Annotated in this window: 25 protein-coding genes, 1 tRNA gene and 1 riboswitch; of the genes, 14 read left to right on the plus strand and 12 right to left on the minus strand. The window is 69.8% G+C overall.

The window, feature by feature from the left end; translation table 11 throughout:
- From LE548_RS09475 to LE548_RS09495, 5 genes are all read left to right on the plus strand, one after another.
- A partial coding sequence (locus LE548_RS09475; protein WP_225096225.1) for a Mov34/MPN/PAD-1 family protein occupies nucleotides 1-385 on the plus strand: 385 nt, incomplete at its 5' end.
- 162 nt (nucleotides 386-547) lie between these two features.
- Entirely contained in the window at nucleotides 548-826 is a 279-nt protein-coding gene (locus LE548_RS09480; RefSeq protein WP_225096226.1) for a MoaD/ThiS family protein, read from the plus strand.
- A gap of 17 nt (nucleotides 827-843) precedes the next feature.
- A complete protein-coding gene (locus LE548_RS09485) occupies nucleotides 844-1,794 on the plus strand; it encodes a PLP-dependent cysteine synthase family protein (RefSeq protein WP_225096227.1) in 951 nt (316 codons plus the stop codon).
- Nucleotides 1,795-2,089: 295 nt separating this feature from the next.
- The gene (locus LE548_RS09490; RefSeq protein ID WP_225096228.1) at nucleotides 2,090-4,168 is read left to right on the plus strand and encodes a putative Ig domain-containing protein; all 2,079 of its coding nucleotides are present in this window, start codon (nucleotides 2,090-2,092) and stop codon (nucleotides 4,166-4,168) included.
- A gap of 134 nt (nucleotides 4,169-4,302) precedes the next feature.
- Nucleotides 4,303-4,773, plus strand: a complete 471-nt coding sequence (locus LE548_RS09495; protein WP_225096229.1) for a hypothetical protein — start codon at nucleotides 4,303-4,305, stop codon at nucleotides 4,771-4,773.
- Between the two features lie 20 nt (nucleotides 4,774-4,793).
- On the opposite strand, the gene LE548_RS09500 is transcribed toward LE548_RS09495, so the two are convergent.
- Nucleotides 4,794-5,249 carry a type II toxin-antitoxin system PemK/MazF family toxin gene (locus LE548_RS09500; RefSeq protein ID WP_225096230.1) on the minus strand — a complete coding sequence of 152 codons (456 nt, stop codon included), beginning with the start codon at nucleotides 5,247-5,249 and terminating at the stop codon, nucleotides 4,794-4,796.
- Nucleotides 5,250-5,478: 229 nt separating this feature from the next.
- Here LE548_RS09500 and LE548_RS09505 point away from each other — a divergent pair, with 229 nt between their 5' ends.
- Complete coding sequence (locus LE548_RS09505) at nucleotides 5,479-6,231, plus strand: MBL fold metallo-hydrolase (protein WP_225096231.1); 753 nt, start codon at nucleotides 5,479-5,481, stop codon at nucleotides 6,229-6,231.
- 80 nt (nucleotides 6,232-6,311) lie between these two features.
- Here LE548_RS09505 and LE548_RS09510 read toward each other — a convergent pair whose 3' ends face one another.
- Together LE548_RS09510 and LE548_RS09515 are read right to left on the minus strand one after the other, a co-directional pair.
- Nucleotides 6,312-7,559, minus strand: a complete 1,248-nt coding sequence (locus tag LE548_RS09510) for a PTS transporter subunit EIIC (protein ID WP_225096232.1) — start codon at nucleotides 7,557-7,559, stop codon at nucleotides 6,312-6,314.
- Nucleotides 7,560-7,700: 141 nt separating this feature from the next.
- The gene (locus LE548_RS09515; RefSeq protein WP_225096233.1) at nucleotides 7,701-9,002 is read right to left on the minus strand and encodes a PTS transporter subunit EIIC; all 1,302 of its coding nucleotides are present in this window, start codon (nucleotides 9,000-9,002) and stop codon (nucleotides 7,701-7,703) included.
- A gap of 127 nt (nucleotides 9,003-9,129) precedes the next feature.
- On the opposite strand from LE548_RS09515, the gene LE548_RS09520 reads away from it, so the two are divergent.
- From LE548_RS09520 to LE548_RS09530, 3 genes are all read left to right on the plus strand, one after another.
- Entirely contained in the window at nucleotides 9,130-9,363 is a 234-nt protein-coding gene (locus LE548_RS09520) for a glucose PTS transporter subunit EIIB (protein WP_046730543.1), read from the plus strand.
- Between the two features lie 102 nt (nucleotides 9,364-9,465).
- On the plus strand, nucleotides 9,466-10,203 hold the full coding sequence (gene rph, locus LE548_RS09525; protein WP_225096234.1) for a ribonuclease PH: 738 nt from the start codon (nucleotides 9,466-9,468) through the stop codon (nucleotides 10,201-10,203).
- A gap of 118 nt (nucleotides 10,204-10,321) precedes the next feature.
- Nucleotides 10,322-10,708: a hypothetical protein gene (locus LE548_RS09530; RefSeq protein ID WP_225096235.1), complete on the plus strand. Its 387-nt coding sequence runs from the start codon at nucleotides 10,322-10,324 to the stop codon at nucleotides 10,706-10,708.
- A gap of 84 nt (nucleotides 10,709-10,792) precedes the next feature.
- Here LE548_RS09530 and LE548_RS09535 read toward each other — a convergent pair whose 3' ends face one another.
- From LE548_RS09535 to LE548_RS09550, 4 genes are read right to left on the minus strand one after another with little or no spacing between them, the layout of a single operon-like run.
- Nucleotides 10,793-11,557 (minus strand): DUF1707 domain-containing protein, encoded by a 765-nt coding sequence (locus tag LE548_RS09535; protein ID WP_225096236.1) that lies wholly within the window; start codon nucleotides 11,555-11,557, stop codon nucleotides 10,793-10,795.
- A 9-nt stretch (nucleotides 11,558-11,566) separates the two neighbouring features.
- Entirely contained in the window at nucleotides 11,567-12,529 is a 963-nt protein-coding gene (locus LE548_RS09540; RefSeq protein ID WP_225096237.1) for an ATP-binding cassette domain-containing protein, read from the minus strand.
- A 9-nt stretch (nucleotides 12,530-12,538) separates the two neighbouring features.
- Entirely contained in the window at nucleotides 12,539-13,405 is an 867-nt protein-coding gene (locus LE548_RS09545; RefSeq protein ID WP_225096238.1) for an ABC transporter permease, read from the minus strand.
- Nucleotides 13,398-14,198, minus strand: coding sequence for an ABC-2 family transporter protein (locus LE548_RS09550; RefSeq protein ID WP_225096239.1), 801 nt, complete (start codon nucleotides 14,196-14,198; stop codon nucleotides 13,398-13,400). Before LE548_RS09550 ends, LE548_RS09545 begins: the two co-directional genes overlap by 8 nt.
- 1,649 nt (nucleotides 14,199-15,847) lie before the next feature.
- Between LE548_RS09550 and LE548_RS09555 the strand changes: the two genes are divergently transcribed.
- On the plus strand, nucleotides 15,848-18,268 hold the full coding sequence (locus LE548_RS09555) for a transglycosylase domain-containing protein (protein WP_374116054.1): 2,421 nt from the start codon (nucleotides 15,848-15,850) through the stop codon (nucleotides 18,266-18,268).
- A gap of 17 nt (nucleotides 18,269-18,285) precedes the next feature.
- Here the strand turns inward: LE548_RS09555 and LE548_RS09560 are convergent, their stop codons facing one another.
- The 3 genes from LE548_RS09560 to LE548_RS09570 form a co-directional block, all read right to left on the minus strand.
- Complete coding sequence (locus LE548_RS09560) at nucleotides 18,286-18,606, minus strand: multidrug efflux SMR transporter (protein WP_225096241.1); 321 nt, start codon at nucleotides 18,604-18,606, stop codon at nucleotides 18,286-18,288.
- 32 nt (nucleotides 18,607-18,638) lie between these two features.
- A riboswitch (guanidine-III (ykkC-III) riboswitch) is annotated at nucleotides 18,639-18,712 on the minus strand.
- 46 nt (nucleotides 18,713-18,758) lie between these two features.
- Entirely contained in the window at nucleotides 18,759-19,118 is a 360-nt protein-coding gene (locus LE548_RS09565; RefSeq protein WP_225096242.1) for a co-chaperone GroES, read from the minus strand.
- 43 nt (nucleotides 19,119-19,161) lie between these two features.
- The gene (locus LE548_RS09570; RefSeq protein ID WP_225096243.1) at nucleotides 19,162-19,491 is read right to left on the minus strand and encodes a DUF3618 domain-containing protein; all 330 of its coding nucleotides are present in this window, start codon (nucleotides 19,489-19,491) and stop codon (nucleotides 19,162-19,164) included.
- A 92-nt stretch (nucleotides 19,492-19,583) separates the two neighbouring features.
- On the opposite strand from LE548_RS09570, the gene bcp reads away from it, so the two are divergent.
- The 4 genes from bcp (at nucleotide 19,584) to LE548_RS09590 (ending at nucleotide 21,635) form a co-directional block, all read left to right on the plus strand.
- The gene (bcp, locus tag LE548_RS09575) at nucleotides 19,584-20,051 is read left to right on the plus strand and encodes a thioredoxin-dependent thiol peroxidase (RefSeq protein ID WP_225096244.1); all 468 of its coding nucleotides are present in this window, start codon (nucleotides 19,584-19,586) and stop codon (nucleotides 20,049-20,051) included.
- A 142-nt stretch (nucleotides 20,052-20,193) separates the two neighbouring features.
- On the plus strand, nucleotides 20,194-20,847 hold the full coding sequence (locus LE548_RS09580; RefSeq protein WP_225096245.1) for an HNH endonuclease signature motif containing protein: 654 nt from the start codon (nucleotides 20,194-20,196) through the stop codon (nucleotides 20,845-20,847).
- Nucleotides 20,844-21,539: an HNH endonuclease gene (locus tag LE548_RS09585; RefSeq protein WP_225096246.1), complete on the plus strand. Its 696-nt coding sequence runs from the start codon at nucleotides 20,844-20,846 to the stop codon at nucleotides 21,537-21,539. The genes LE548_RS09580 and LE548_RS09585 overlap by 4 nt, the downstream gene beginning before the upstream one ends.
- 11 nt (nucleotides 21,540-21,550) lie before the next feature.
- Nucleotides 21,551-21,635, plus strand: a tRNA-Leu gene (locus LE548_RS09590).
- Nucleotides 21,636-21,676: 41 nt separating this feature from the next.
- Here LE548_RS09590 and rdgB read toward each other — a convergent pair.
- Both rdgB and LE548_RS09600 read right to left on the minus strand, forming a co-directional pair.
- The gene (rdgB, locus tag LE548_RS09595) at nucleotides 21,677-22,279 is read right to left on the minus strand and encodes an RdgB/HAM1 family non-canonical purine NTP pyrophosphatase (RefSeq protein ID WP_225096247.1); all 603 of its coding nucleotides are present in this window, start codon (nucleotides 22,277-22,279) and stop codon (nucleotides 21,677-21,679) included.
- A 27-nt stretch (nucleotides 22,280-22,306) separates the two neighbouring features.
- Entirely contained in the window at nucleotides 22,307-23,680 is a 1,374-nt protein-coding gene (locus LE548_RS09600; RefSeq protein ID WP_225096248.1) for an SGNH/GDSL hydrolase family protein, read from the minus strand.
- Nucleotides 23,681-23,704 lie beyond the last annotated feature (24 nt).

Raw genomic sequence — 23,704 nt, forward strand, 5'->3', positions numbered from 1 at the left:
CGCCCACGCGCGCAAGGACCATCCCGACGAGGCGTGCGGCGTGGTCGCCGGCCCGGTGGGCGCCGGTCGCCCCGAGCGGTTCATCCCGATGCTCAACGCGGCCCGCTCGCCCACCTTCTACGAGTTCGACTCGCAGGACCTGCTCAAGCTCTACCGCGAGCTGGACGACCGCGACGAGGAGCCGGTGATCATCTACCACTCCCACACCGCGACCGAGGCCCACCCCTCGCGCACGGACATCTCCTACGCCAACGAGCCCGGCGCGCACTACGTCCTCGTCTCCACCGCCGACACCGACGGCCTCGGCGAGTTCCAGTTCCGTTCGTTCCGGATCCTGGACGGAGAGGTCACGGAAGAGGAGGTCAAGGTCGTGGAGGCGTACTGATCTCACTTCGTGGTCGGAATCCATCCGGCATGTGGGATCACATTCCGGTCCCCGGACCGGGAATCGATACGATGAGCCCATGGTTCTGACTGTGGTGCGCGCTGACAGCTGACGTACCGCGCCCGCTGCCCCGACGACACCTTCCGACAGGAGCCCGCAACCATGGCCATCGAGGTCCGCATCCCGACCATCCTCCGCACGTACACCGACGGTGAGAAGGCGGTGGAGGGCAAGGGGAACACCCTCGCCGAGCTGTTCGCCGACCTGGAGACCCGGCATGCGGGCATCCAGGCCCGCATTGTGGACAACGGCCAGCTGCGCCGCTTCGTCAACGTGTACCTGAACGACGAGGACGTCCGCTTCGTCAAGGGCATCGACACCGAGCTGTCCGACGGCGACACCGTGACGATCCTGCCGGCGGTCGCCGGTGGTATGGCCTGACAGGCCGCTGAGCAGTCATGCGCTACGACTCCCCGCTGGCCGCGGTGGGCAACACCCCTCTGGTGCGCCTGCCGCGGCTGTCGCCGTCCGCCGACGTCCGGATCTGGGCCAAGCTGGAGGACCGCAACCCCACCGGCTCGGTCAAGGACCGCCCGGCCCTGCACATGATCGAGCAGGCGGAGAAGGACGGCCGGCTCACCCCGGGCTGCACGATCCTGGAGCCGACCTCCGGCAACACCGGTATCTCCCTCGCCATGGCGGCCAAGCTCAAGGGCTACCGCATGGTCTGCGTGATGCCCGAGAACACCTCGCAGGAGCGCCGGGACCTGCTCGGCATGTGGGGCGCCGAGATCATCTCCTCGCCGGCCGCGGGCGGCTCCAACACCGCCGTACGCGTGGCCAAGGAACTGGCCGCCGAGCACCCCGACTGGGTGATGCTCTATCAGTACGGCAACCCGGACAACGCCGGCGCCCACTACGCCACGACCGGCCCGGAGATCCTCGCCGACCTCCCCTCGATCACCCACTTCGTCGCGGGCCTCGGCACCACCGGCACCCTGATGGGCGTCGGCCGCTACCTGCGCGAGCACAAGCCGGACGTGAAGATCGTCGCCGCCGAACCGCGCTACGACGACCTGGTCTACGGCCTGCGCAACCTCGACGAGGGCTTCGTACCGGAGCTGTACGACGCCTCGGTCCTCACCACCCGCTTCTCGGTCGGCTCGGCCGACGCGGTCACCCGCACCCGGGAGCTCCTGCAGCAGGAGGGCATCTTCGCGGGCGTCTCCACCGGCGCCGCCCTGCACGCGGCGATCGGGGTCGGAAAGAAGGCGGTCACGGCGGGGGAGTCCGCCGACATCGTCTTCATCGTGGCCGACGGCGGCTGGAAGTACCTGTCCACCGGTGTCTACACGGCGGCCACCACCGAGGAGGCCATCGAGACACTCCAGGGCCAGCTCTGGGCGTGACTCAATAGCACGTCACGCGTAACACCGCATTAACGCGCATCAAGCGGTCACCAGCCCCCTCTTATGAGGGGGCTAAGCCATTCCTATGGCGAGGCAAAGAAATTCTTTCACCACTGCCCGTGGTGTCGGGGCCAGAGCTACGGTCCTCCCGCACCCTGTCATGTCACGCTCACCGGGCGTCATGACAGGTGCCTGAGAGTGTCATGCTCATGACTGCGCGGTTCTGCCGCCGCTACGCGCGTCACGGGCCTGCCAATCCAGTGCGAATCCCCACTTCAACCGGAGGCAGCACCCCATGCGTGAGTCACGCCCGAGCAGCCGGAGACGCAGTCTGCGAAGACTCGTCGCCGTCGCCTTCCCCGCCCTCGCCCTCACCGTCGCCGGCTTCAGCGCCGCACCGACGGCCGGGGCGGCCCAGGCGGCCACCGCTCCAGCGCCCCACACCTCCAAGGTGACGCAGAACAGCAAGGCCCTGACCGACCCGAAGCGGCAGACGTTCCACACCACCGGCAAGGCCGGCCAGAAGGTGCCGACCCAGCACCTGTGCGCCACCGCCCAGCCCGGCCACGCGTCCTGCTTCGCCCAGCGCCGCACCGACATCAAGCAGCGCCTGGCCGCGGCCGTCGCCGCCGCCACGCCCTCCGGCCTCTCCCCGGCCAACCTGCACAGCGCCTACAACCTGCCCACGGCGGCCGGTTCCGGCATGACCGTCGCCATCGTCGACGCCTTCAACGACCCCAACGCCGAGTCGGACCTGGCCACTTACCGCTCCACCTACGGCCTCTCCGCCTGCACCAAGGCCAACGGCTGTTTCAAGCAGGTCAGCCAGACCGGCTCCACCACCTCGCTGCCGACCAACGACACCGGCTGGGCCGGTGAAGAGATGCTCGACATCGACATGGTCAGCGCGGTCTGCCCGAACTGCAACATCGACCTGGTCGAGGCCAACTCCGCCACCGACGCCGACCTCGGCACCGCCGAGAACGAGGCCGTGGCACTCGGCGCCAAGTTCATCTCCAACAGCTGGGGCGGCTCCGAGTCCTCCGCCCAGACCAGCGAGGACTCCCAGTACTTCAAGCACCCGGGCGTCGCGATCACCGTCTCCGCGGGCGACTCCGCCTACGGCGCCGAGTACCCGGCGACCTCCCAGTACGTGACCGCCGTCGGCGGCACCGCGCTCACCACCGCCTCCAACTCCCGTGGCTGGAGCGAGTCGGTGTGGAACACCAGCTCCACCGAGGGCACCGGCTCCGGCTGCTCGGCGTACGACCCGAAGCCGAGCTGGCAGACCGACACCGGCTGCTCCAAGCGCATGGAGGCCGACGTCTCCGCGGTCGCCGACCCGGCCACCGGCGTGGCGGTCTACGACACCTTCGGCGGCTCCGGCTGGGCGGTCTACGGCGGCACCAGCGCCTCCTCGCCGATCATCGCGAGCGTCTACGCCCTCGCGGGCACCCCGGGCTCCAGCGACTACCCGGCGAAGTACCCGTACCAGCACACCGGCAACCTGTACGACGTGACCAGCGGCTCCAACGGCTCCTGCTCCCCGTCGTACTTCTGCACCGCGGGCACCGGCTACGACGGCCCGACCGGCTGGGGCACCCCGAACGGCACCGCCGCCTTCACCTCCGGTGGCAGCACCGGTGGCAACACGGTGACCGTCACCAACCCCGGCAGCCAGTCCACCACCACCGGCAGCTCGGCCAGCCTCCAGATCAAGGCCTCGGACAGCGGCAGCGCCTCGCTCACCTACAGCGCCTCCGGCCTGCCCACCGGCCTGTCGATCAACAGCTCCACCGGCCTGATCTCCGGCACCGCGTCCACCGCGGGCACCTACCAGGTCACCGTCACCGCGACCGACTCCACCGGCGCGACCGGCTCGACCTCCTTCACCTGGACCGTCTCCTCCTCCGGCGGCGGCACCTGCACCTCCGCCCAGCTGCTGTCGAACCCGGGCTTCGAGTCCGGCAACACGGCCTGGACCGCGTCCAGCGGGGTCATCACCAACGACACCGGTGAGGCGGCCCACAGCGGCTCGTACTACGCCTGGCTCGACGGCTACGGCTCCAGCCACACCGACACGCTGTCCCAGTCGGTGACCATCCCGGCCGGCTGCAAGGCGAGCTTCACCTTCTACCTGCACATCGACACCGCCGAGACCGGCAGCACCGCCTACGACAAGCTGACGGTGAGCGCGGGCTCCACGACCCTGGCGACGTACTCGAACGTCAACGCGGCCTCGGGCTACGTGCAGAAGACCTTCGACCTGTCCTCGTTCGCGGGCCAGACGGTCACCCTGAAGTTCACCGGGGTGGAGGACTCCTCCCAGCAGACCAGCTTCGTCGTGGACGACACGGCCGTGACGACCAGCTGATCCCTTGCAGTGAACCCTGTGATCCCGCACGCGGAAGGAAACACTCCGCGTGCGGGATCCGTTCGTCGTGCTGGTACGTCTCATCTGCACCAGGCGGCCGACTCCCCACGGCCACGGCAGAAAGGCGAACCCCCATGCGTCGTAGCACGACGTCCCTCGCGGCCCTCGCGGGCGCGGTGCTGCTGCTCGCCGGTTGCGGCTCCAAGAGCGGCTCGGGCACACACCCCGGAAGCGCCGGCCAGGTCTCACCGCCGGCACCCTCGGCCTCGGCCTCGGCCCCGGGAGGCTGTCCCGCCACGGTGGAGCTGAAGGCCGCCGACACCGGCCGCACGGTCTGTGTGGCCAAGGGCGGCGAGGTCCGGCTGACCCTGGACGGCACCAAGTCCCGCCCCTGGAAGCCGGTCATGGCCAGCGGCACCGCTCTGAAGGGCATCAACGCGGGCTTCGTCGTCCAGCCCGGCAACGCGACGGCCGCCTACCAGGCGGTGGCCACCGGCACCGAGAAGCTGACGTCCTCACGCCCCCTGTGCGCGAAGCCGGCGAAACCGGGCGGCGTGTCGTGCATGGGCATCCAGGAGTGGACGGTGACGGTGACCGTGAAGTAGGTGACCGCGAAGTAGGTTTTTCAGCCCGCCAGGTGCCGTACCTGGTCCCACAGAACCGGGTCCACCACACCCACCCGGCGCCGGAAGTCGCCGAACGGCACCTCGCGCAGCTCGTCCGTCTCCAGGAAGCTGGGCCTCCCCCGGGCGTCGCCGACCGCGCCCGGGGGCAGGGGGATCACCCCGGCCCGCTCGTCGTGGTACTTGCTGGTGATCTTCGCGACCGTGGCCCGGTTCCCGCGCACGGCCAGCACCAGACACGGCCGGTCCTTCGCATCGGCGCGGTCCTCGTACGGCACGTCGGCCCACCAGATGTCTCCGGGGGCCGGCCGTTCGGCACGCGCGCGCGTACCCGCCCGGCCCGGCGGCCGCAGACGTCGCCCACCGGGCCGGCGACCGCGCCCCCAGCCGTCGATGAGCGTGGCGACGAGCGCGAGCAGGACCACGGCCGCGAGCGCCAGCCACCATGACGTGTCCATACGACGACGTTACCGGCGCGCGCCGTTCATCGCGCGCCCTCTGCGAAGACTCGTACGCCCCCGGTCCAGCCGAACCGGTGACAGCACAGGTGAGTTCGCCCACAACGGCCCTTTGCAGAGGAGCGACCCGCCCTTTCGCGCCTTACGCTCGACAAACCGCACGACCCCCGTTTCCTGCCCTTTTGATCTTTCCGCTTTGATCTTCACCGCCAACGGAGGTTTCTGCTTCATGAAGCTCACCGTCGTCGGCTGCTCGGGGTCGTTCCCGTCCGCGGAATCGGCCTGTTCGAGCTACCTCGTCGAGGCCGACGGCTTCCGGCTGCTCCTTGACATGGGCAACGGCGCCCTGGGCGAGTTGCAGCGCCACTGCGGTCTCTACGACCTTGACGCGATCTTCCTCAGCCATCTGCACGCCGATCACTGCATCGACATGCTCGCGTACTTCGTCGCGCGTTACTACCGCCACGACGGCGGCCGCTGCGACCCCATCCCGGTCTACGGCCCCGAGGGCACCGAGCAGCGCCTGACCACGGCCTACGACGACGTCCCGTCCGCCTCCTCGATGAGCGAGGTCTTCGACTTCCACACGGTCAAGCCCTCCACGTTCGAGATCGGCCCGTTCACGGTGCACACCGAGCGGGTCCGCCACCCCGTGGAGGCGTACGGCATCCGGATCGAGCACGCCGGGAAGTCCCTGACGTACTCCGGGGACACGGGCGTCACCGAGACCCTGGACGAGCTGGCCCGGGACACCGACCTGTTCCTGTGCGAGGCCGCGTTCACGCACGGCAAGGAGAACATCCCGGACCTGCACCTCAACGGCCGTGAGGCGGGCGAGACGGCGGCCCGGGCCGGGGCCCGGCGCCTGATCCTCACCCACATCCCCCCGTGGACGAACCCCGAGGCCAACCTCCGTGACGCGCGCGAGGTGTTCGCGGGGCCGGTGGACCTGGCCGCACCGCGGGTGACGTACGAGATCTGAGGCCGCCACGCACGCGTTACGTACGGGGAAGGCCCCGGAGCCTCAATGGCTCCGGGGCCTTCCTCATGCCGTCGCGGCCGTCACGCCTTCGTGAGGTCCTCGATCTCCTCCTCGGGCTCGCGGCCCGGGGTGGGGAGGTTGAACCTGGTGATCGCGAAGCGGAAGACCACGTAGTAGACCGCCGCGAACACCAGGCCGATCGGGATGATCAGCCAGGGCTTGGTCGCGAGGTTCCAGTTGAGCGCGTAGTCGATGAAGCCCGCGGAGAAGGTGAAGCCCGCGTGCACCCCGAGCGCCCAGGTGACCGCCATGGACAGGGCCGTCAGCACCGCGTGGATGGCGTACAGCACCGGGGCGATGAACATGAAGGAGAACTCGATGGGCTCGGTGACACCGGTGACGAACGAGGTCAGCGCGAGGGAGATCATCATGCCGAGGACGGCCTTGCGGCGCTCGGGGCGGGCGGAGTGCGCGATGGCGATCGCGGCGGCCGGCAGACCGAACATCATGATCGGGAAGAAGCCGGACATGAACATACCGGCGTGCGGGTCACCGGCGAAGAAGCGGTTGAGGTCACCGTGGACGATCTGGCCGGCGGAGTTCTTGTAGTCGCCGATCTGGAACCAGGAGACGGTGTTCACGAACTGGTGCATGCCGACCGGGATCAGCGCACGGTTGACCAGACCGAACAGACCCGCGCCCACCGCGCCGAGGCCGGTGATCCACTCACCGGCGTGCGAGATGCCCTCACCGATGGGCTTCCAGACCAGACCGAAGAAGACGCCCATGAGGGTGCCGACGAAGGCCATGATGATCGGCACCAGCCGGCGGCCGTTGAAGAAGCCGAGCCAGTCCACCAGCTTCTTGCGGTGGTAGCGCTGCCACAGCACCGCGGCCAGCAGACCCATGAGGATGCCGCCGAGGACACCGGGGTTGTTGTAGGTCGCGGGTATGTCCGCGCCCGTGGTGATCTTGGCCTCGGTGACCGGGAACGCCTTCAGCACGTTGCTGTAGACCAGGAAGCCGACCAGGGCGGCGAGCGCCGTCGAGCCGTCGGCCTTCTTGGCGAAGCCGATCGCGACGCCGATGCAGAACAGCATCGGCAGGTTGTCGAAGATGGCGCCACCAGCCGTGGCGAACACTGCCGTGACCTTGTCGGGCAGGTGCAGCTTGTCGTGGACGTCCTGCTGGCCCAGGCGCAGGAGGATGCCCGCCGCCGGCAGTACGGCGATGGGGAGCTGCAGGCTGCGGCCGACCTTCTGCAGGCCCTGGAACAGGCCGGATCCCCGCTTCTTTGCGGGAGCCGCCGTGGCGGTGGCGGTGCTCATGGTTGGTTCCTCCATCGGTGGTGGTCTACACCACTCAGTGGTGTAGACCTGTTGTAGCACGATGAAGGCGGGATAAGGAACCACGAAATCCGCTACCGAAACGCTACGCGCCGTGCCGGTGTGCTAAGGGGGCCACAGGGCTCACGCCTTGGTGATGTCCTCGACCTCGTCCTCCGGCTCCCGGCCCGGCGTCTTCAGGTCGAACCGCGTGATGGCGAACCGGAAGACGACGTAATAGACCAGTGCGAAGCACAGGCCGATCGGGATGATCGCCCACGGCCGGGTCGCCAGGTCCCAGTTGATCACGTAGTCGATCAGGCCGGCCGAGAAGCTGAACCCGTCGTGCACCCCGAGCGCCCAGGTCACCGCCATCGAGACACCCGTGAGCACGGCGTGCACGGCGTACAGGACCGGTGCGATGAAGAGGAAGGAGTACTCGATCGGCTCGGTGATGCCCGTCACGAACGACGTCAGCGCCACCGAGAGCATCAGACCGCCGACCTCCTTGCGGCGGCCCGGCTTCGCGCAGTGCGTGATGGCCAGCGCGGCGGCCGGCAGCGCGAACATCATGATCGGGAAGAAGCCCGAGGTGAACTGGCCCGCGTGCGGATCGCCGGCCAGGAACATGTTGATGTCGCCGTGCACCACCGTGCCGTCCGGCTTGGTGTAGCTGCCGAACTGGAACCACATGGGCACGTTCAGGAACTGGTGCAGGCCGACCACCAGCAGCGCGCGGTTCGCCACCCCGAAGACACCCGCGCCCCAGGATCCGATGGACCGCAGCCAGTGGCTGAAGCTCTCCAGCGCGTGCCCGACCGGCGGCCAGATCCACAGGCACAGAGCGGCGAAGACGATGGCGACGAACGCCATGATGATCGGCACCAGCCGCCGCCCGTTGAAGAAGCCCAGCCAGTCCACCAGCCTGGTGCGATGGAACCGCGCCCAGAAGAACGCGGCCAGCAGACCCATGACGATGCCGCCGAAGACACCCGGGTTCTGAAAGGTGAACGGTGTCACCGCGCCCACCCCCGCGCCGGTGCTGACCTGGCAGCCGACCTGCGGGATCGCCGTGGAGCCGCCCGGGCAGGTCTCGGGGAACTGGTGGAGTACGCCGTAGTAGACGAGGAAACCGGCCACCGCCGCGAGCGCCGTCGAGCCGTCCGCCTTCTTCGCCATGCCGATCGCCACGCCCACGCAGAACAGCAGCGGCAGGCCGAGGGAGCCGTCGAGCAGGGCGCCGCCCGCGCCCGTCATCACCTTGGAGACGTCGGTCCAGCCCAGCCCGTCCTTGCCGAACACGTCCGGCTGGCCCAGCCGGTTCAGGATGCCCGCCGCCGGCAGCACCGCGATCGGCAGCTGGAGGCTGCGACCCATCTTCTGCAGGCCCTGGAAGGCCGTCTGCCACCGTCGACGTGCGGCAGAGGTCTCGGTGTCGGCACTCATGAGTTGGCGACCGCCTGTCAGGTGGTGTAGACCAGTTACGGACGATTGGGATGCTGTGACGTCATCTTTCGGTACGTACGGCGCCATCGCTCGCGAAACTGGGCCAACTGTGCGTGAGGAGACCGAAATGGCCAGCAAGGCTGAGAAGATCGTCGCCGGCCTCGGCGGTATCGACAACATCGACGAGATCGAGGGCTGCATCACCCGGCTGCGCACCGAGGTGCACGACGCCTCCCTGGTCGACGACGCCGCCCTGAAGGCCGCCGGCGCCCACGGCGTCGTCAAGATGGGCACCGCGATCCAGGTCGTCATCGGCACCGACGCCGACCCGATCGCCGCGGAGATCGAAGACATGATGTGAGCCGCCGTGCCGGTTCACCTATCAGGCGTGCCGGTTCACCTATAAGGGGCTCTTCCCGAGGCGGGAGGAGCCCCTTCCCCACGTGCGGCTAGGCTCGTCGCCATGTCTCGCATCGACGGCCGTACCCCCGAACAGCTCCGCCCGGTCACCATCCAGCGCGGCTGGAGCAAGCACGCCGAGGGCTCCGTCCTCGTCTCCTTCGGCGACACCAAGGTGTTCTGCACCGCCTCCGTGACCGAAGGAGTCCCGCGCTGGCGCAAGGGCAGCGGCGAGGGCTGGGTCACCGCGGAGTACGCCATGCTGCCCCGCGCCACCAACACCCGCGGCGACCGCGAGTCCGTCAAGGGCAAGATCGGCGGCCGTACCCATGAGATCTCCCGCCTCATCGGCCGCTCCCTGCGCGCCGTCATCGACTACAAGGCGCTCGGCGAGAACACCATCGTCCTCGACTGCGACGTCCTCCAGGCCGACGGCGGCACGCGTACAGCCGCCATCACCGGCGCATACGTGGCGCTCGCCGACGCCATCTCCTGGGCCCAGGGCAAGAAGCTGATCAAGCACGGCCGCCAGCCGCTCACCGGCACCGTCAGCGCCGTCTCGGTCGGCATCGTCGGCGGCGTCCCGCTGCTCGACCTCTGCTACGAGGAGGACGTGCGCGCCGAGACCGACATGAACGTCGTCTGCACCGGCGACGGCCGCTTCGTCGAGGTCCAGGGCACCGCCGAGGCCGAGCCCTTCGCCCGCGACGAACTGAACGCCCTGCTCGACCTCGCCGTCACCGGCTGCACCGAGCTGGCCGCGATCCAGCGGGCGGCTCTGGAAGCCACCCTGAGCAAGTAGCGCGGAACGTAAAGGGCAGACCAACAGGGCGGGCGCACGCGGGCAACCCGTGCGCCCGCACCCGCGTCCTAGGGGTACGGCAGCCTAACCAGGCCTTATCAGGGGAGGGACCACCATCATGGCCGTCAGCCGACGCCGCCATCTCATCGCCGTCGCCGCCGTCGTGGCCACCGCCGCGCTCACCTCCGGGTGCGACAGCGTCAGCAAGGCCCTGGACTGCGTACACACCGCCGACGCCATCGCCGACAGCGTCACCGGCCTCCAACAGGCCGTGGAGAACGCCGCGAACGATCCGACGCAGGCCGACGAGTCCCTCGACTCCATCGAGAAGAACCTGGACAAGATCGGCGACAAGACCGGCCACGCGGACGTGAACAAGGCGGTCGACGACGTGAAGAAGGCCGTCGGGAACGTGCGTACGGCGATCAAGAACGGGGACAGGACGCCGGACGTGAGCCCGGTGACGGACGCCGCCGGCGAACTGACCAAGGTCTGCACAAAGTGACCTAGGGGCGCGGGGCTGTATCGATATGCGGCTCCGCCGCGTGGGCGCGACCAGCCACGACGAACCCGCAGCCGCCAACGGTGCTCAGCGCCTCCGGTCCCGGCGTTCTTCCCGCCGAGCCCGATGCAACTCGTGCCGCTCCTCCCGTCGCTGCTCGCGCAGCATCCTGCGCTCCTCCTTGAGCCGCTTCTGCTCGGCCCGGGTGACCTTGCGCTCCACCGCGACCCCGCCCCAGAAGGCGAACCCCCCGATGACCACCCGCGGAGCGCCGGGCTCGGGCGGCTCGTCGTCGTGGGGATGGTCGAAGCCACCCATGACACCGATGCCCCGGACGACGACCTCGACCCCCGGCGGCACGGTCACCTGCACCCCGCCCATGATCGCCACGCAGTTGATCTCGACCTCGTGGTCCGCGAAGTTCGCCTCGCGCAGGTCGATCTCGCCGCCGCCCATGAACGCGAGGCAGGTGAACCGCTTCGGCACCGTCCAGCGGCCCTTGCGCTGGAACCCCGACATGATCGCGACCCCGCCCGTCGACGACCCCTCACCGCCGACGATCCGGGACGCCCAACTCCCCTTCTCCACCGGCTCCTTGGTGAACGAAACCGGCGCAGGGGCGGTGGCCGCCGGCAGATCGCGGGTGATCGGGGTCAACTCGCCGTACGTGCGCGCCTTGTAGGCCGCTTCCAGCCGCTCCTCGAACTCCGCCATGTCGAGCCGGCCCTCGGCCAGCGCGTCCCGCAGCACCTCGGCCACTCGCTCACGGTCGGCGTCGGAGGCGCGGAGGTCCGGGGCGGGAGCGGCGGCCCGGTGGTGGTCCGGGACTGCCGGGACTGCGTCGTCGGTCATGACAGCAGCCTACGAGACGGCCTTCTCCGCGTACATCTTGGCGATGACAGCCTCGATGTCCGGTTCCCGCACCGACAGGTCGACCAGCGGATACTCCGCCGCGAGATGCGCCACGACCGGCGCCGCCGACTGCCCCGCCGGGAACGCCAGCCACTGCCGCGGCCCCTCGACCCTCACCACCCGCGCCGACGGCACCTCGACCGGCGGCAGCTCCCGCTCCAGGTCCACCACCAGCGTCCGCTCGCTCTCCCCGGCCTCGTGCAGCCCCGCGAGCGGACCGTCGTACATCAGCCGGCCATGGTCGATCACCATCACCCGCGAACACAACTGCTCGATGTCCTGCAGATCGTGCGTGGTCAGCAGCACCGTCGTACCGCGCTCGGTGTTCAACTCCCGCAAGAATCCCCGTACCTTGGCCTTCGACACGACATCCAGGCCGATCGTCGGCTCGTCCAGGTACAGCACCTCCGGATCGTGCAGCAGCGCCGCCGCGATGTCCCCGCGCATCCGCTGACCCAGCGACAGCTGCCGCACCGGCACGTCCAACAGGGTGCCCAGTTCCAGGAGTTCGACGCAGCGGTCCAGGTTCTCCCGGTACCGGGCGTCGGGGATGCGGTACATGCGGTGCGCCAGCCGGTACGAGTCGATCAGCGGCAGGTCCCACCACAGCGTCGTACGCTGCCCGAACACCACCCCGATCCGGTGCGCGAGCCGCGTCCGCTCCCGCGAGGGATCGATCCCCGCCACCCGCAGCCGCCCGGCGCTCGGCGTCAGGATGCCGGTCAGCATCTTGATCGTGGTCGACTTCCCCGCGCCGTTCGGCCCGATGTAGCCCACCATCTCCCCACGCGCCACGGTGAACGACAGCGAGTCCACCGCCCGCACCGCACGCCGCTCCCGCTTGAGGAACCCGGTCTTCTTGCGCACCTCGAAGACCTTCTCGACGTTTTCGAGCACGATGAAGTCACTCACCCTGGCTCCCTAACTCCCTGTGCTCCGATACGAACGAAGTCCCGCCCGCCAGGCCAGCCCGGCCAGCGCACAGCAGCCCGCCGCGACCAGCGGAGGCGTGAACGCCACCCACTCCGGCAGGTCCAGCGGATACGGCCGCCCCAGCACGTAGGTCGCGGGCAGCCAGTTGACGAAGGCCAGCGGCAGCACGAAGGTCACCCCGCGCACCAGCTCCTTCGCGAACACCGTCGGCGGATACTGCAACAGCGTCACCCCGCCGTAGGTGAAGGCGTTCTGCACCTCGGAGGCGTCCTGCGCCACGAACTGGAACGCCGCCCCCGCCACGAACACCGCACTGAAGATCGCGAAGCCGCTCAGCACCATCACCGGCATCAGCAGCAGCTTCAGCGGCGTCCAGGCGATGCCGACCCCGGTCAGCGACCAGCCAAGGATCAGCGAGCCCTGCACCACCCGGCCCAGGCGCCGCAGCGCGAACCGGTCGGCCGCCACCTGCGCCAGCACCGGCACCGGCCGCACCAGCAGCGTGTCCAGCGTGCCGTCCCGCACCCGCCGCCCCAGCCGGTCCATCGAGCCGATCGCCAGATCGGCCAGCCCGAAGGCCAGGGCCGACAGCCCGTACAGGAACGCCACCTCCGGCAGCGAGTAACCGCCGAGCGCGCGCACCCGCGAGAACATCAGCATGATCGCCACGAAGTCGAAGGAGGTCGCCGCGAAGTTCCCGAACGTGGTCATGACGAACGACGCCCGGTAGGCCATCGTGGACCGCATCCACATCCCGGCGATCATCCCGTAGGCCCGCACCCCGGTCACCAGGCGAGCCTCCGTGGGAGTCTCTGTGGGGGTCTCCGTGGGGGGCTCCGTGGGGTTGTCACCCACCCTGGACCACCACCCGCCGCGTCGCCGCCGACTGCATCAGCCGGCCCAGACCCAGCAGCACCACCGCCCACGCCCCCTGAAAGAGATACGTCCGCACCGGATCCGCGTGCCCCAGCAGCACATCGGCCGGCCCCTGGAGCAGCGAGGACCACGGCAGCGCCCGTACGACCTCGCCGAGCGCGCCCGGAAAGACGTTCAGCGGCAGCAGCATCCCGCTGCAGAAGAACCCGGCCAACCACATCATCTGGCTCACCCCCGTGCCGTCCAGCAGCCAGAACGCGCTCAGCGCCACCAGATACCGGATCCCGAAGCCGACCACCATCGCCAGCAGCACCGCGACCAGGAAGGCCAGCCAGGTGCCGGCGTCGGTGGGCAGATAGACCGGAAAACACAGCGCACCGAAGACGAACGGCACGACACCCCGCCCGAGCAGCTGGAAACAGGCCCGCCCGAGATCGGCGGCGAGCCACCACAGCTGGAGATCGGCGGGCCGGTACAGATCGATCGCCACGTCCCCCGAACGGATGCGATCCATCAGCTCCTCCTCGACGCCCCCGCCCCCGATCGCGAGCGTCGACAAGAACGCCTGCCCCAGCCACACATAGGTCACGACCTGCGCCTCGTCATACCCCCCGAGGTGCGGCTTCGCGTCCCACAGCGCCCGGTAGGTATAGACGAGGATCAGTCCGAAGACCGTGTTCGTGAACACCCCTGCCGCAGTGGCGGCCCGATACGTCGCGTACCGTCTGAATCCCCCCGCCGCGACGGCCACGTACAACCGTCCCGCGCCCACGTCAGTCCACCTCCAGGGACCGCTCGACACCGAAGCGCAGGAGCCTAGTCCGGAGGCCCGGCGACCGGCCACGCATTTTCGTGCCGAACCGTGCCGGAATCCGGGAACGGAACGCCAGGTGCGAGAGTCTTCAGACTGGGGGCAGAAGGCGTACGAGGCGTACGGCAACGTACGACGCGAAACAGGAGTCCGTGCACGACATGAGCGACGAGCCGCAGCCGCAGCAGCCGAACGACGGCGTGGCGCCGGAAAAGCCGCTGCCGGCTGAAGGGCCCGGCACCCCGGGACCCCGACCGGGCGAGGGAACGAAGGCCGAGGGTCCCGCACGGGCGGAGAGCCCTGCCGAGGCCGGGCAGCCTGGGCAGACAGGAGTAGGCCGAACGGGTGAGCCGACGGCCCCCCAGGACCGAACCACCTCGATCGCCCGAGCCCGCCAGGCGGCCCGCGGAGGCCGCGCCGAACAGGAGGGGACGAAGGGGACGAACAGGTCCGGGTCCGGCGGGGCTGCGGGGGCCGGTACGGCTTCCGGGTCTGGCGGGGCTTCCGGGTCCGGCGGGGTTGCGGGTGCCGGTACGGCTTCCGGGTCTGGCGGGGCTTCGGGGTCCGATGGGGTTGTGGGTGCCGGTACGGCTTCTGGGTCCCGTGGGGCTGGGTCTGGGGCTTTGGCGTCCGGCGGGGCTTCCGGGGTTGGTGGGGCTGCGGCGGCCCGTGGTGCCGACGCTGCGGCGGCACGCGAGACTTCCGCCGCCGACGACGCCTCGACCTCCGCTTCCGGCCCGGCTCCGGCGCGCGGCGACAGCGGTTCCCGCGCTGCTTCGGCGCCCGGCAGGGCGTCGGCCTCCGGCGGCTCCGTCTCCTCCGGCTCCGGCTCCTCCGGCTCCGTCTCCTCCGGCTCCGGCTCCGACAATGCTTCGGCTGCCGGGCAGGCCGCGTCCCGTGGTGGCGTCGGTTCCGGCGGTGATGCCGGGCGGTCCGGTGGGGCTTCCGGTCGCGAGGGTGCTTCGGCTGCGGGACAGGCCGGGGCCCGCGAGGGCTCCGGTGCTGACGCGGCTCGTGGTGCTTCCGGGCCCGCCGCGTCCGGTGCCGAGAAGCCCCAGTCGCCCGAGAGCACGCAGGTGCTGCGGCGGGTCAACGCGCCCCGACGCGCCCAGGACGAGCAGCCGGGTACGTCGGGTACGTCGGCCCGGGCAGGTCAGGGCCCCGATGAGACGCGGGCGCCCGAGACCACCCAGGTCCTTCGGCGGATCGGTGCACCCCGCGCGGCCGAGCCCGGCGACCCCGCCAGGAACGCAGCCACCGAGCCGGACGCCGACGGGCGTACTCCTCGTACCAACACGCCGGACACCGCACCCCGAGCCGGACGGCCCGGCGGTGCGAACCGGGCTGCCCGCACGGCCGGAGCGCTCGGCGCCGCCGGCACGGCCGCAGCCGCCGGCGCCGGTGCCGCGAACGCCGCCGGCCAGGCATCCCAGGCGGGCGCAGCGGGCACGGCGGCAGCGGGCGCCGCAGGCGCGGCAGCCGCACGCACCCGACGCCCCGGCACCGCAAACGGCCCCCACCCCGGCAACGGCACCGCAAACACCCCCGGCCCCCGCCCCGGCAACGAAAACGGCACCGGCCATCGCACCGCCCCCACCGCCTCCCGCCAGATCCCCGGCCAGGCCCCCGCCCCCTCCTCCGAGGCAGCCACACCCCTCCTCGCCGGAGGCGACGGCACCGGCGGTGGCAAGGGCAAGAAGCCGAAGCGGCCCAAGCGGACCGGATGGCGGCGGATCATCCCCACCTGGCGCATGGTGCTCGGCACCTTCCTCTTCGGCGTGCTGCTGATCATCGGCCTGTTCTTCCTCGGCTACTCGATGGTCAACATCCCGCCCGCCAACGCCCTCGCCACCAAGCAGGCCAACGTCTACCTCTACGCCGACGGCTCCCAGATCGCCCGCGACGGACAGATCAACCGCGAGAACGTCACCCTCGCCCAGGTCTCCAAGGACGCCCAGCACGCCGTACTGGCCGCCGAGGACCGCGACTTCTACACCGAGTCCGCCGTCGACCCCAAGGCCATGCTCCGCGCCGCCTGGAACACCGCGACCGGCAAGGGCACACAGTCCGGCTCGACGATCACCCAGCAGTACGTGAAGAACTACTACCTGGCCCAGGAACAGACGGTCACCCGCAAGGCCAAGGAGTTCTTCATCGCGATCAAGCTGGACCAGCAGAAGTCCAAGGACGAGATCCTGGAGGGCTACCTCAACACCAGCTACTTCGGCCGCAACGCCTACGGCATCCAGTCCGCCGCCCAGGCCTACTACGGCGTGGACGCCCAGAACCTCGACCCGGCCCGCGCCGCCTACCTCGCCGCGCTCGTCAACGCGCCCAGCGAGTACGACGTCGTGGCCCACCCCGAGAACAAGACCGCGGCCGTCGCCCGCTGGAACTACGTCCTGGACGGCATGGTCAAGAAGGGCTGGCTCAGCCAGTCCACGCGCGCCGGGATGAAGTTCCCCATGCCGAAGGAGCAGACGGTCTCCACGGGCATGTCCGGCCAGCGCGGCTACCTCGTCGAGGCGGTCAAGCACTACCTGACCACCAACAACATCCTCACCGACGACCAGCTCGCGGCCGGCGGCTACCGCATCACCACCACCATCCAGAAGAACAGGCAGGACGCCTTCGTCAAGGCGGTCGACGACCAGCTGATCTCCAAGCTGGACAAGAAGAACAACAAGGCCGACAGCTACGTCCGCGCCGGCGGCGCCTCCGTCGACCCGAAGACCGGCAAGGTCGTCGCCATCTACGGCGGCATCGACTACGTCAAGCAGTACACCAACGGCGCCACCCGCGGTGACTTCCAGGTCGGCTCCACCTTCAAGCCCTTCGTCTTCACCTCGGCGGTGCAGAACGGCTCGACCACCCAGGACGGCCGCACCATCACCCCCAACACCATGTACGACGGCACCAACGAGCGCCCCGTACAGGGCTGGAGCGGCGGCGCCTACGCCCCGCAGAACGAGGACCAGAAGTCGTACGGCCAGATCACCGTCACCAAGGCGACCGACCTGTCCGTGAACGCCGTCTACGCGCAGATGGCCGTCGACGTCGGCCCGTCCAAGGTCAAGCAGACCGCGGTCGACCTCGGCCTCAAGCCCGACACCCCGGACATGCAGCCGTACCCGTCCATCGCCCTCGGCACCGCCAACGCCAGCGTTCTGAACATGGCGGAGGCCTACGCCACGCTCGCCAACCACGGCAAGCACGGCACGTACACCCTGATCGAGAAGATCACCAAGGATGGCACCGAGGACGTCAAGCTGCCCGACCAGCAGGCCAAGCAGGCCGTCAGCCGCGAGGCCGCCGACACCACCACCTCCATGCTCCAGAGCGTGGTCGACAACGGCACCGCCACCGCCGCCCAGGCCGCCGGCCGCCCGGCGGCCGGCAAGACCGGTACCGCCGAGAACGACACCGCCGCCTGGTTCGCGGGCTACACCCCCGACCTGGCCACCGTGGTCTCGGTCATGGGCCAGGACCCGGTGACGGCCAAGCACATGCCGCTGTACGGCGCCCTCGGCCTGCCCCGCATCAACGGCGGCGGCGCGCCCACCCAGATCTGGGCCCAGTACACGCACGACGCGCTGACCGGCACCCCGGCCTCCGACTTCGACCTCCAGCTCCAGCAGGGCGCCGACCAGCCGCAGCCCCCCAGCGCCAGTTCCTCGGCCCAGCCGGGCACGACCGGTGACCAGACCACCGGCGCCACCACCGCGACCCCGACCACCGGCGGCACGAGCACCACCCCGACCACCGGCGGCACCAACGGCACCCCGACCAACGGCGGCACCACCACCGGCGGCACGACCACCAACGGCGGCACGACCACCAACGGCGGTCCGACCACCACCGGCGGAGGCACGACGACCGGCGGGGGTACGACGACCGGAGGCGGAACCACCACCGGCGGCGGCACGACCGGAGGCACGACCACCGGCACCACCACCGGAGGCGGCGACACGACCGGCGGCGGTACGACCGGCACACCGGCCGGCGCGGGCGGCGGAGGCCCCGGCGCCTGAGACCCCATGGACCGGTCTCAGTGACCGCTGGTCGCCTTCAGCCCGACGACGGCGACCAGCAGCAGACAGACGAAGAAGATCCGGGCGGCGGTGACCGGCTCACCCAGCACCACCATGCCGAGCACCGCCGCCCCGGCCGCCCCGATGCCCACCCACACGCCGTAGGCGGTACCGATGGGCAGGGACTTCGCGGCGTACGACAGCAGAACCATGCTCGCGACGATCCCGGCACCCGTGAGCACGCTCGGAACCAGCCGCGTGAAGCCCTCGCTGTACTTCATCCCGACCGACCAGCCGACTTCCAGCAGACCGGCGACGACCAGCAGAACCCAGGCCACGACAAGCACCTCCGAGACTTCGTACGGACGGGGGTGCGTCGTCTTTGCCTCCGTCCCGGTACGGCGCGTCTCGTCGGGCTCCCCTCGAACATAGCAAAGGAACGACAAAGGGGCTGGTGACCACGGTCACCAGCCCCTCTCACGAGACGGACTCAGAGATACAGGCCGGTGGAGTCCTCCGACCCCTCGAACCGGTCCGCGGCCACGGCATGCAGATCACGCTCCCGCATGAGCACGTACGCCACGCCCCGCACCTCGACCTCGGCCCGGTCCTCCGGGTCGTACAGCACCCGGTCACCGGTCTCCACGGTCCGTACGTTCTGCCCGACCGCGACGACCTCGGCCCAGGCCAGGCGTCGGCCCACCGCCGCCGTGGCGGGAATGAGAATGCCGCCCCCCGACCGCCGCTCACCCTCACCGGCGTCCTGCTTGACCAGAACCCGGTCGTGCAGCATCCGGATGGGCAGCTTGTCGTGATGCGGGGTGCCCTGCTCGTTTCTGTTGGCGCTCACGCTTCGAACCTACCTGTCCTCGCCCCGTACGTCCGCGCCCGGGTCAGCGCTTGCGCCGCTTACGGCCCACAGCGAGCAGCCCGACCACCCCGACGGCGAGCAGCGCGACAGGCACCACCCGCTCCAGCCGAGGCGCCCCCTCGTCATCGACGAACTTCGCCCGCACCTCACTGACCACCCGGTTGACCTGCACATACGCCCGCCCGACCGTGTGATCGAGATTGGCGACGACCTTGGCCTTCGCATCCCCGATGATCGTCTGCGGATGCACCCGCACCCCGATCTCGTCGAGCGTCTCGGCCAGCACTTCACGGCGGCGCTTGATGTCCGCCTCGATCTGCGCCGGGGTTCTGGTGTCCGACGTGTCCGCCACCGTACGGCCTCCGAAGTCTCTGATGCTGTCCCGGACAGTCTGTCAGCTCTTGCTCTCACCGCACCGCAAGGCCCCCCGGTTACCCTGGCCCGATGAGCGAGCGACTCCAGCCCGGGGACGTGGCCCCCGCCTTCACCCTCCCGGACGCCGACGGCACCGAGATCTCCCTGTCCGCCCACAAGGGCCGCAAGGTCATCATCTACTTCTACCCGGCCGCCCTGACCCCCGGCTGCACCAAGCAGGCCTGCGACTTCACCGACAACCTGTCGCTCCTGGCCGACGCCGGCTACGACGTCATCGGCATCAGCCCCGACAAGCCGGAGAAGCTGGCCAAGTTCCGCGAGAAGGAATCCCTGAAGGTCACGCTGCTGGCCGACCCGGACAAGAAGGTCCTGGAGGCCTACGGCGCCTTCGGCGAGAAGAAGCTCTACGGCAAGACGGTCGTCGGCGTCATCCGCTCCACGGTGATCGTGGACGAACAGGGCAAGGTCGAACGAGCCCTGTACAACGTGAAGGCCACCGGCCACGTGGCCAAGATCATCAAGGATCTGGGCATCTGAGGGGTTCATATCCGCTGCTGGCGGCTCGCACCGGGGTGACCTGGTGCGGGCCCCTTTCTCTTTTCCGGGCGTGACTGTCCGATAACCGGTTCGTTACTCCGTACGGGCTGCGAACGCGCGGCCGGAAACGGAGGGGGCTCGCATGGGGGCCAGTGCGTACACCAGGGAGCGGCTGGAGGAGGCGGCTCGTGGGGCGCGGACGTTGTCGGAGGCGTTGGAGAGGTTGGGGGTGGATCCGAGGAGTTCGACGCGGCGGTATGTCCTGGGGCGGATGAAGAAGCTCGGGGTGGATGTCTCGCACTTCGAACAGGAGGGGGTGAAGTGGACGAGGGAGGTGCTTGAGGGGGCCGTGGCTGCTTCCACGAACATGTGCGAGGTGCTGCGCCATCTCGGCCTGGAGGTCGTCGGCGGCCACCACACGCACATCAGCCGCAGGATCAAGGCGTATGGGATCGACACGTCGCACTTCCAGCTGCCAACACAGCGAGGAAAACCCTGGCGCGCCCGAACGCCGGAGGCCTTGCTCGTCGAGCAGCCGGTCGGCCAGGCCCGGCGCATCCCCAGCGACCGGCTCAAGTGGGCGATGGCGTCCGTCGGCATGTCGGAGCGCTGTGCCCGATGCGGCACAGAGCCGGTGTGGCGGGGCCGTCCGCTCCCGCTGGAGGTCGATCACATCGACGGGAACTGGCGCGACAACCGGGTCGAGAACCTTCGGTTCCTCTGCCCCAACTGCCATTCGGTCACGGACAATTACCGGGGTCGCGGGAAGCGCCGTGCTCGTGGTGGTGCTGTATGAGCAGCGGCGTGCAGTACACGCGCGACCGGTTGGCTGAGGCCGCCGAGCAGTGTGCGAGTCTGGACGAGGTCATCGCCTACTTCGGGACTCGCCCCTACGGCCGGCTGCGCCAATACCTTGTGCGGCGATTCGCGCACTTCGGGATCGACGTCTCGCACTTCTCCAGCTCCGGCAGGTCTGGCCGCCCCGCACCCGAGGAGTTGCGCGCAGCGGTCGCCGAGTCAATCTCCATCGCAGAGACGCTACGCCGCCTTGGGTGCCCGGACACTGGCACGCAGCGCGCGCTGCTGCGTCAGTGGGTCGCCGAGGAAGGCCTGTCGACGGCGCACTTTCTCGGTCAAGCGCACCAACGTGGCAAGACACACACCGCGCGCCGCAAGCGTCCCGAGGACGTCCTGGTCAAGCACGATGGTGGCGGCCGGACGAGAACCCATCTCCTGCGCCGTGCGCTCCACGAGCTGGGCGTACCGGAGGAGTGCGCCGAGTGCGGCGTCGGACCGGAGTGGTTCGGGTGCCCGATGACGCTGGAAGTCGACCACGTCAACGGCGACTGGGGCGACGACCGGCGCGAGAATCTCCGGCTGCTGTGCCCCAACTGCCACGCGACTACGAGTACCTGGTGCCGAGGCGGCGGACGGCGAAACGCGCAGCCCCGTACACTGGGCGAGGCAAAACGGCCTGCAAGGAAATAGTCCGTTTTGGGGCGGTCGTGGCGAAATAGGCGATACGCGCGGGTTTTAGGTGCCCGTGGGAGAAATCCCGTGTGGGTTCGAGTCCCACCGGCCGCACAGGTGAGGGGCCGTCCGTCTGGGCGGCCCCTCTTTCGCTCTCAGCCCAACAACTCCCGAACCACCGGCACCAACGCCCGGAACGCCTTCCCCCGATGGCTGATCGCGTTCTTCTCCTCCGGGCTCAGCTCGGCGCACGTCCGGGTCTCACGCTCCGGCTGGAGGATCGGGTCGTAGCCGAAGCCGTTCGTGCCGGCGGGGGCGTGGCGGAGTACGCCCCTCAGCTGGCCCTCGACCACTCGCTCGCGACCGTCCGGCAACGCCAGGGCCGCCGCGCAGGCGAAGTGGGCGCCCCGGTGCTCCTCCGCGATGTCGGACAGCTGGGCCAGGAGCAGGTCCAGGTTGGCGCGGTCGTCGCCGTGCTTGCCGGCCCAGCGGGCGGAGAAGATGCCGGGGGCGCCGTTCAGGACGTCGACGCAGAGGCCGGAGTCGTCGGCGACGGCGGGCAGGCCGGTGGCCTGGGCGAGGGCGTGGGCCTTGAGGAGGGCGTTCTCGGCGAAGGTGATGCCCGTCTCCTTGACGTCGGGGACGTCGGGGTAGGCGTCCGCGCCGACGAGTTCGTGGGCGAGTCCGGCGTCGGCCAGGATGGCCCTCAGCTCGGTGATCTTTCCGGTGTTGCGGGTGGCGAGGATCAAGCGGGTCATGCTCGCCAGTATTCCTTCCCGCCGGGCCTACAGTTCCGTCTGCCCCGCGCCCTTGAGCGCGTTGAGGTCGAAGGCCTCGGCCATCCTCGCGTAGCCCCGGTCGCTGGGGTGGAGGTGGTCGCCGGAGTCGTAGTCGGGGCGCAGATGGCGGGGGTCGTACGGGTCGCGGAGGGCCTTGTCGAAGTCGACGACGGCGTCGTACACCGTGCCGGAGCGGATCTGCGCGTTCACCTGCTGCCGTATGGCCTCCCGTGCCGGGGTGTAGCCGTGGCGGCCGCGGAAGGGCAGCAGGGTGGCGCCGATGGTCTTCAGGCCGTGGGCGTGGGCTTCGCCGACCAGGGTGCGCAGGCCGGCGACGACGCGGTCCGGGTCGGCGGGCCCTGGGTTGCGCAGGATGTCGTTGATGCCGAGGTCGATGATGACGACTTTGGCGTTCGTGCGGGTGAGGGCGTCGCGGGCGAAGCGGTCGAGGCCGCTCTGGTTCTCGGCGATGGGGGTGCTTCCGCGTGAGGGCATTCGAGTGTGGGGGAGGTCGAGGCCGTCGGTGAGGAGCTGGTTGCCGCTGATGCCCTCGTTCACGACGCTGTAGCGCGGGAGTCGGCTTCCGCTTTCCAGTGCGGTGCGCAGTCGGTTGGCGAGGAGGTCCGGCCAGCGGTGGTTGGTGCCGGTGGTGGAGGTGATGCCGTCGGTGAGGGAGTCGCCGAAGGCGACGATGGCGCCATCGGTCTCGTCGCTGAGCAGGTCCAGGGCTGTCACGTACCGCCAGTGCGGCGTCTGTCGGGTGTACGGGGTGCCGGTCGTGTCCTCGGTGCGGTCGCCGTCGGCGACGTAGGAGAGCTGCCGGGCGTGCGGGTGGTAGGTGACCGGGCCCGAGGGTGTGGGGGAGTAGGTGGTGACCAAGACGTCGCTGTCGTGCGGGACGGTGAGGTGTACGGCGTCGCTGACGGTCTCCTGGCCGGCCGGGATGACTACGCCGGTGGAGCCGCCGAAGGTGAGGCGTCGCATGGAGGCGGGGTCGGCCGTGGCGGTGCCGTCGCCCGTGGACAGGGCGATGGAGGCGTGGGTGAGGGTGAGGGGCGCCTGGCCGTAGAGGTTGGACAGGGTGATCCGGGCGCTGGTACCGCTGGTGTTCGCGTGGATGACGTTGCGTACGGAGTGGCCGGCGAGGCCTTCGGTCTCGGTGCCTGGTTCGCCGCCGACCGGGGCGGTGGCCCAGGCACCTGTCCAGGTGCCGGTGGAGGCGGGGGCGGCGGAGGAGTGGTGGCGGCCGGGGCGGTTGTCGGTGGGGGTGCCGCGGGGGGTGCCGGGGTCGGCGGCGACGGTGACGTAGATGACGGCGGACAGGGCCACGACCAGCGCGGTCAGCGCGGTCAGGATCCCGTAACCACGACGCTTGGTCACGTGTGCGCTGGTCTCCTCGGGAGG

The organism is Streptomyces sp. CoH27 (assembly GCF_020181035.1).
In the GTDB taxonomy this organism is placed as follows: Bacteria; Actinomycetota; Actinomycetes; order Streptomycetales; family Streptomycetaceae; genus Streptomyces; species Streptomyces camelliae.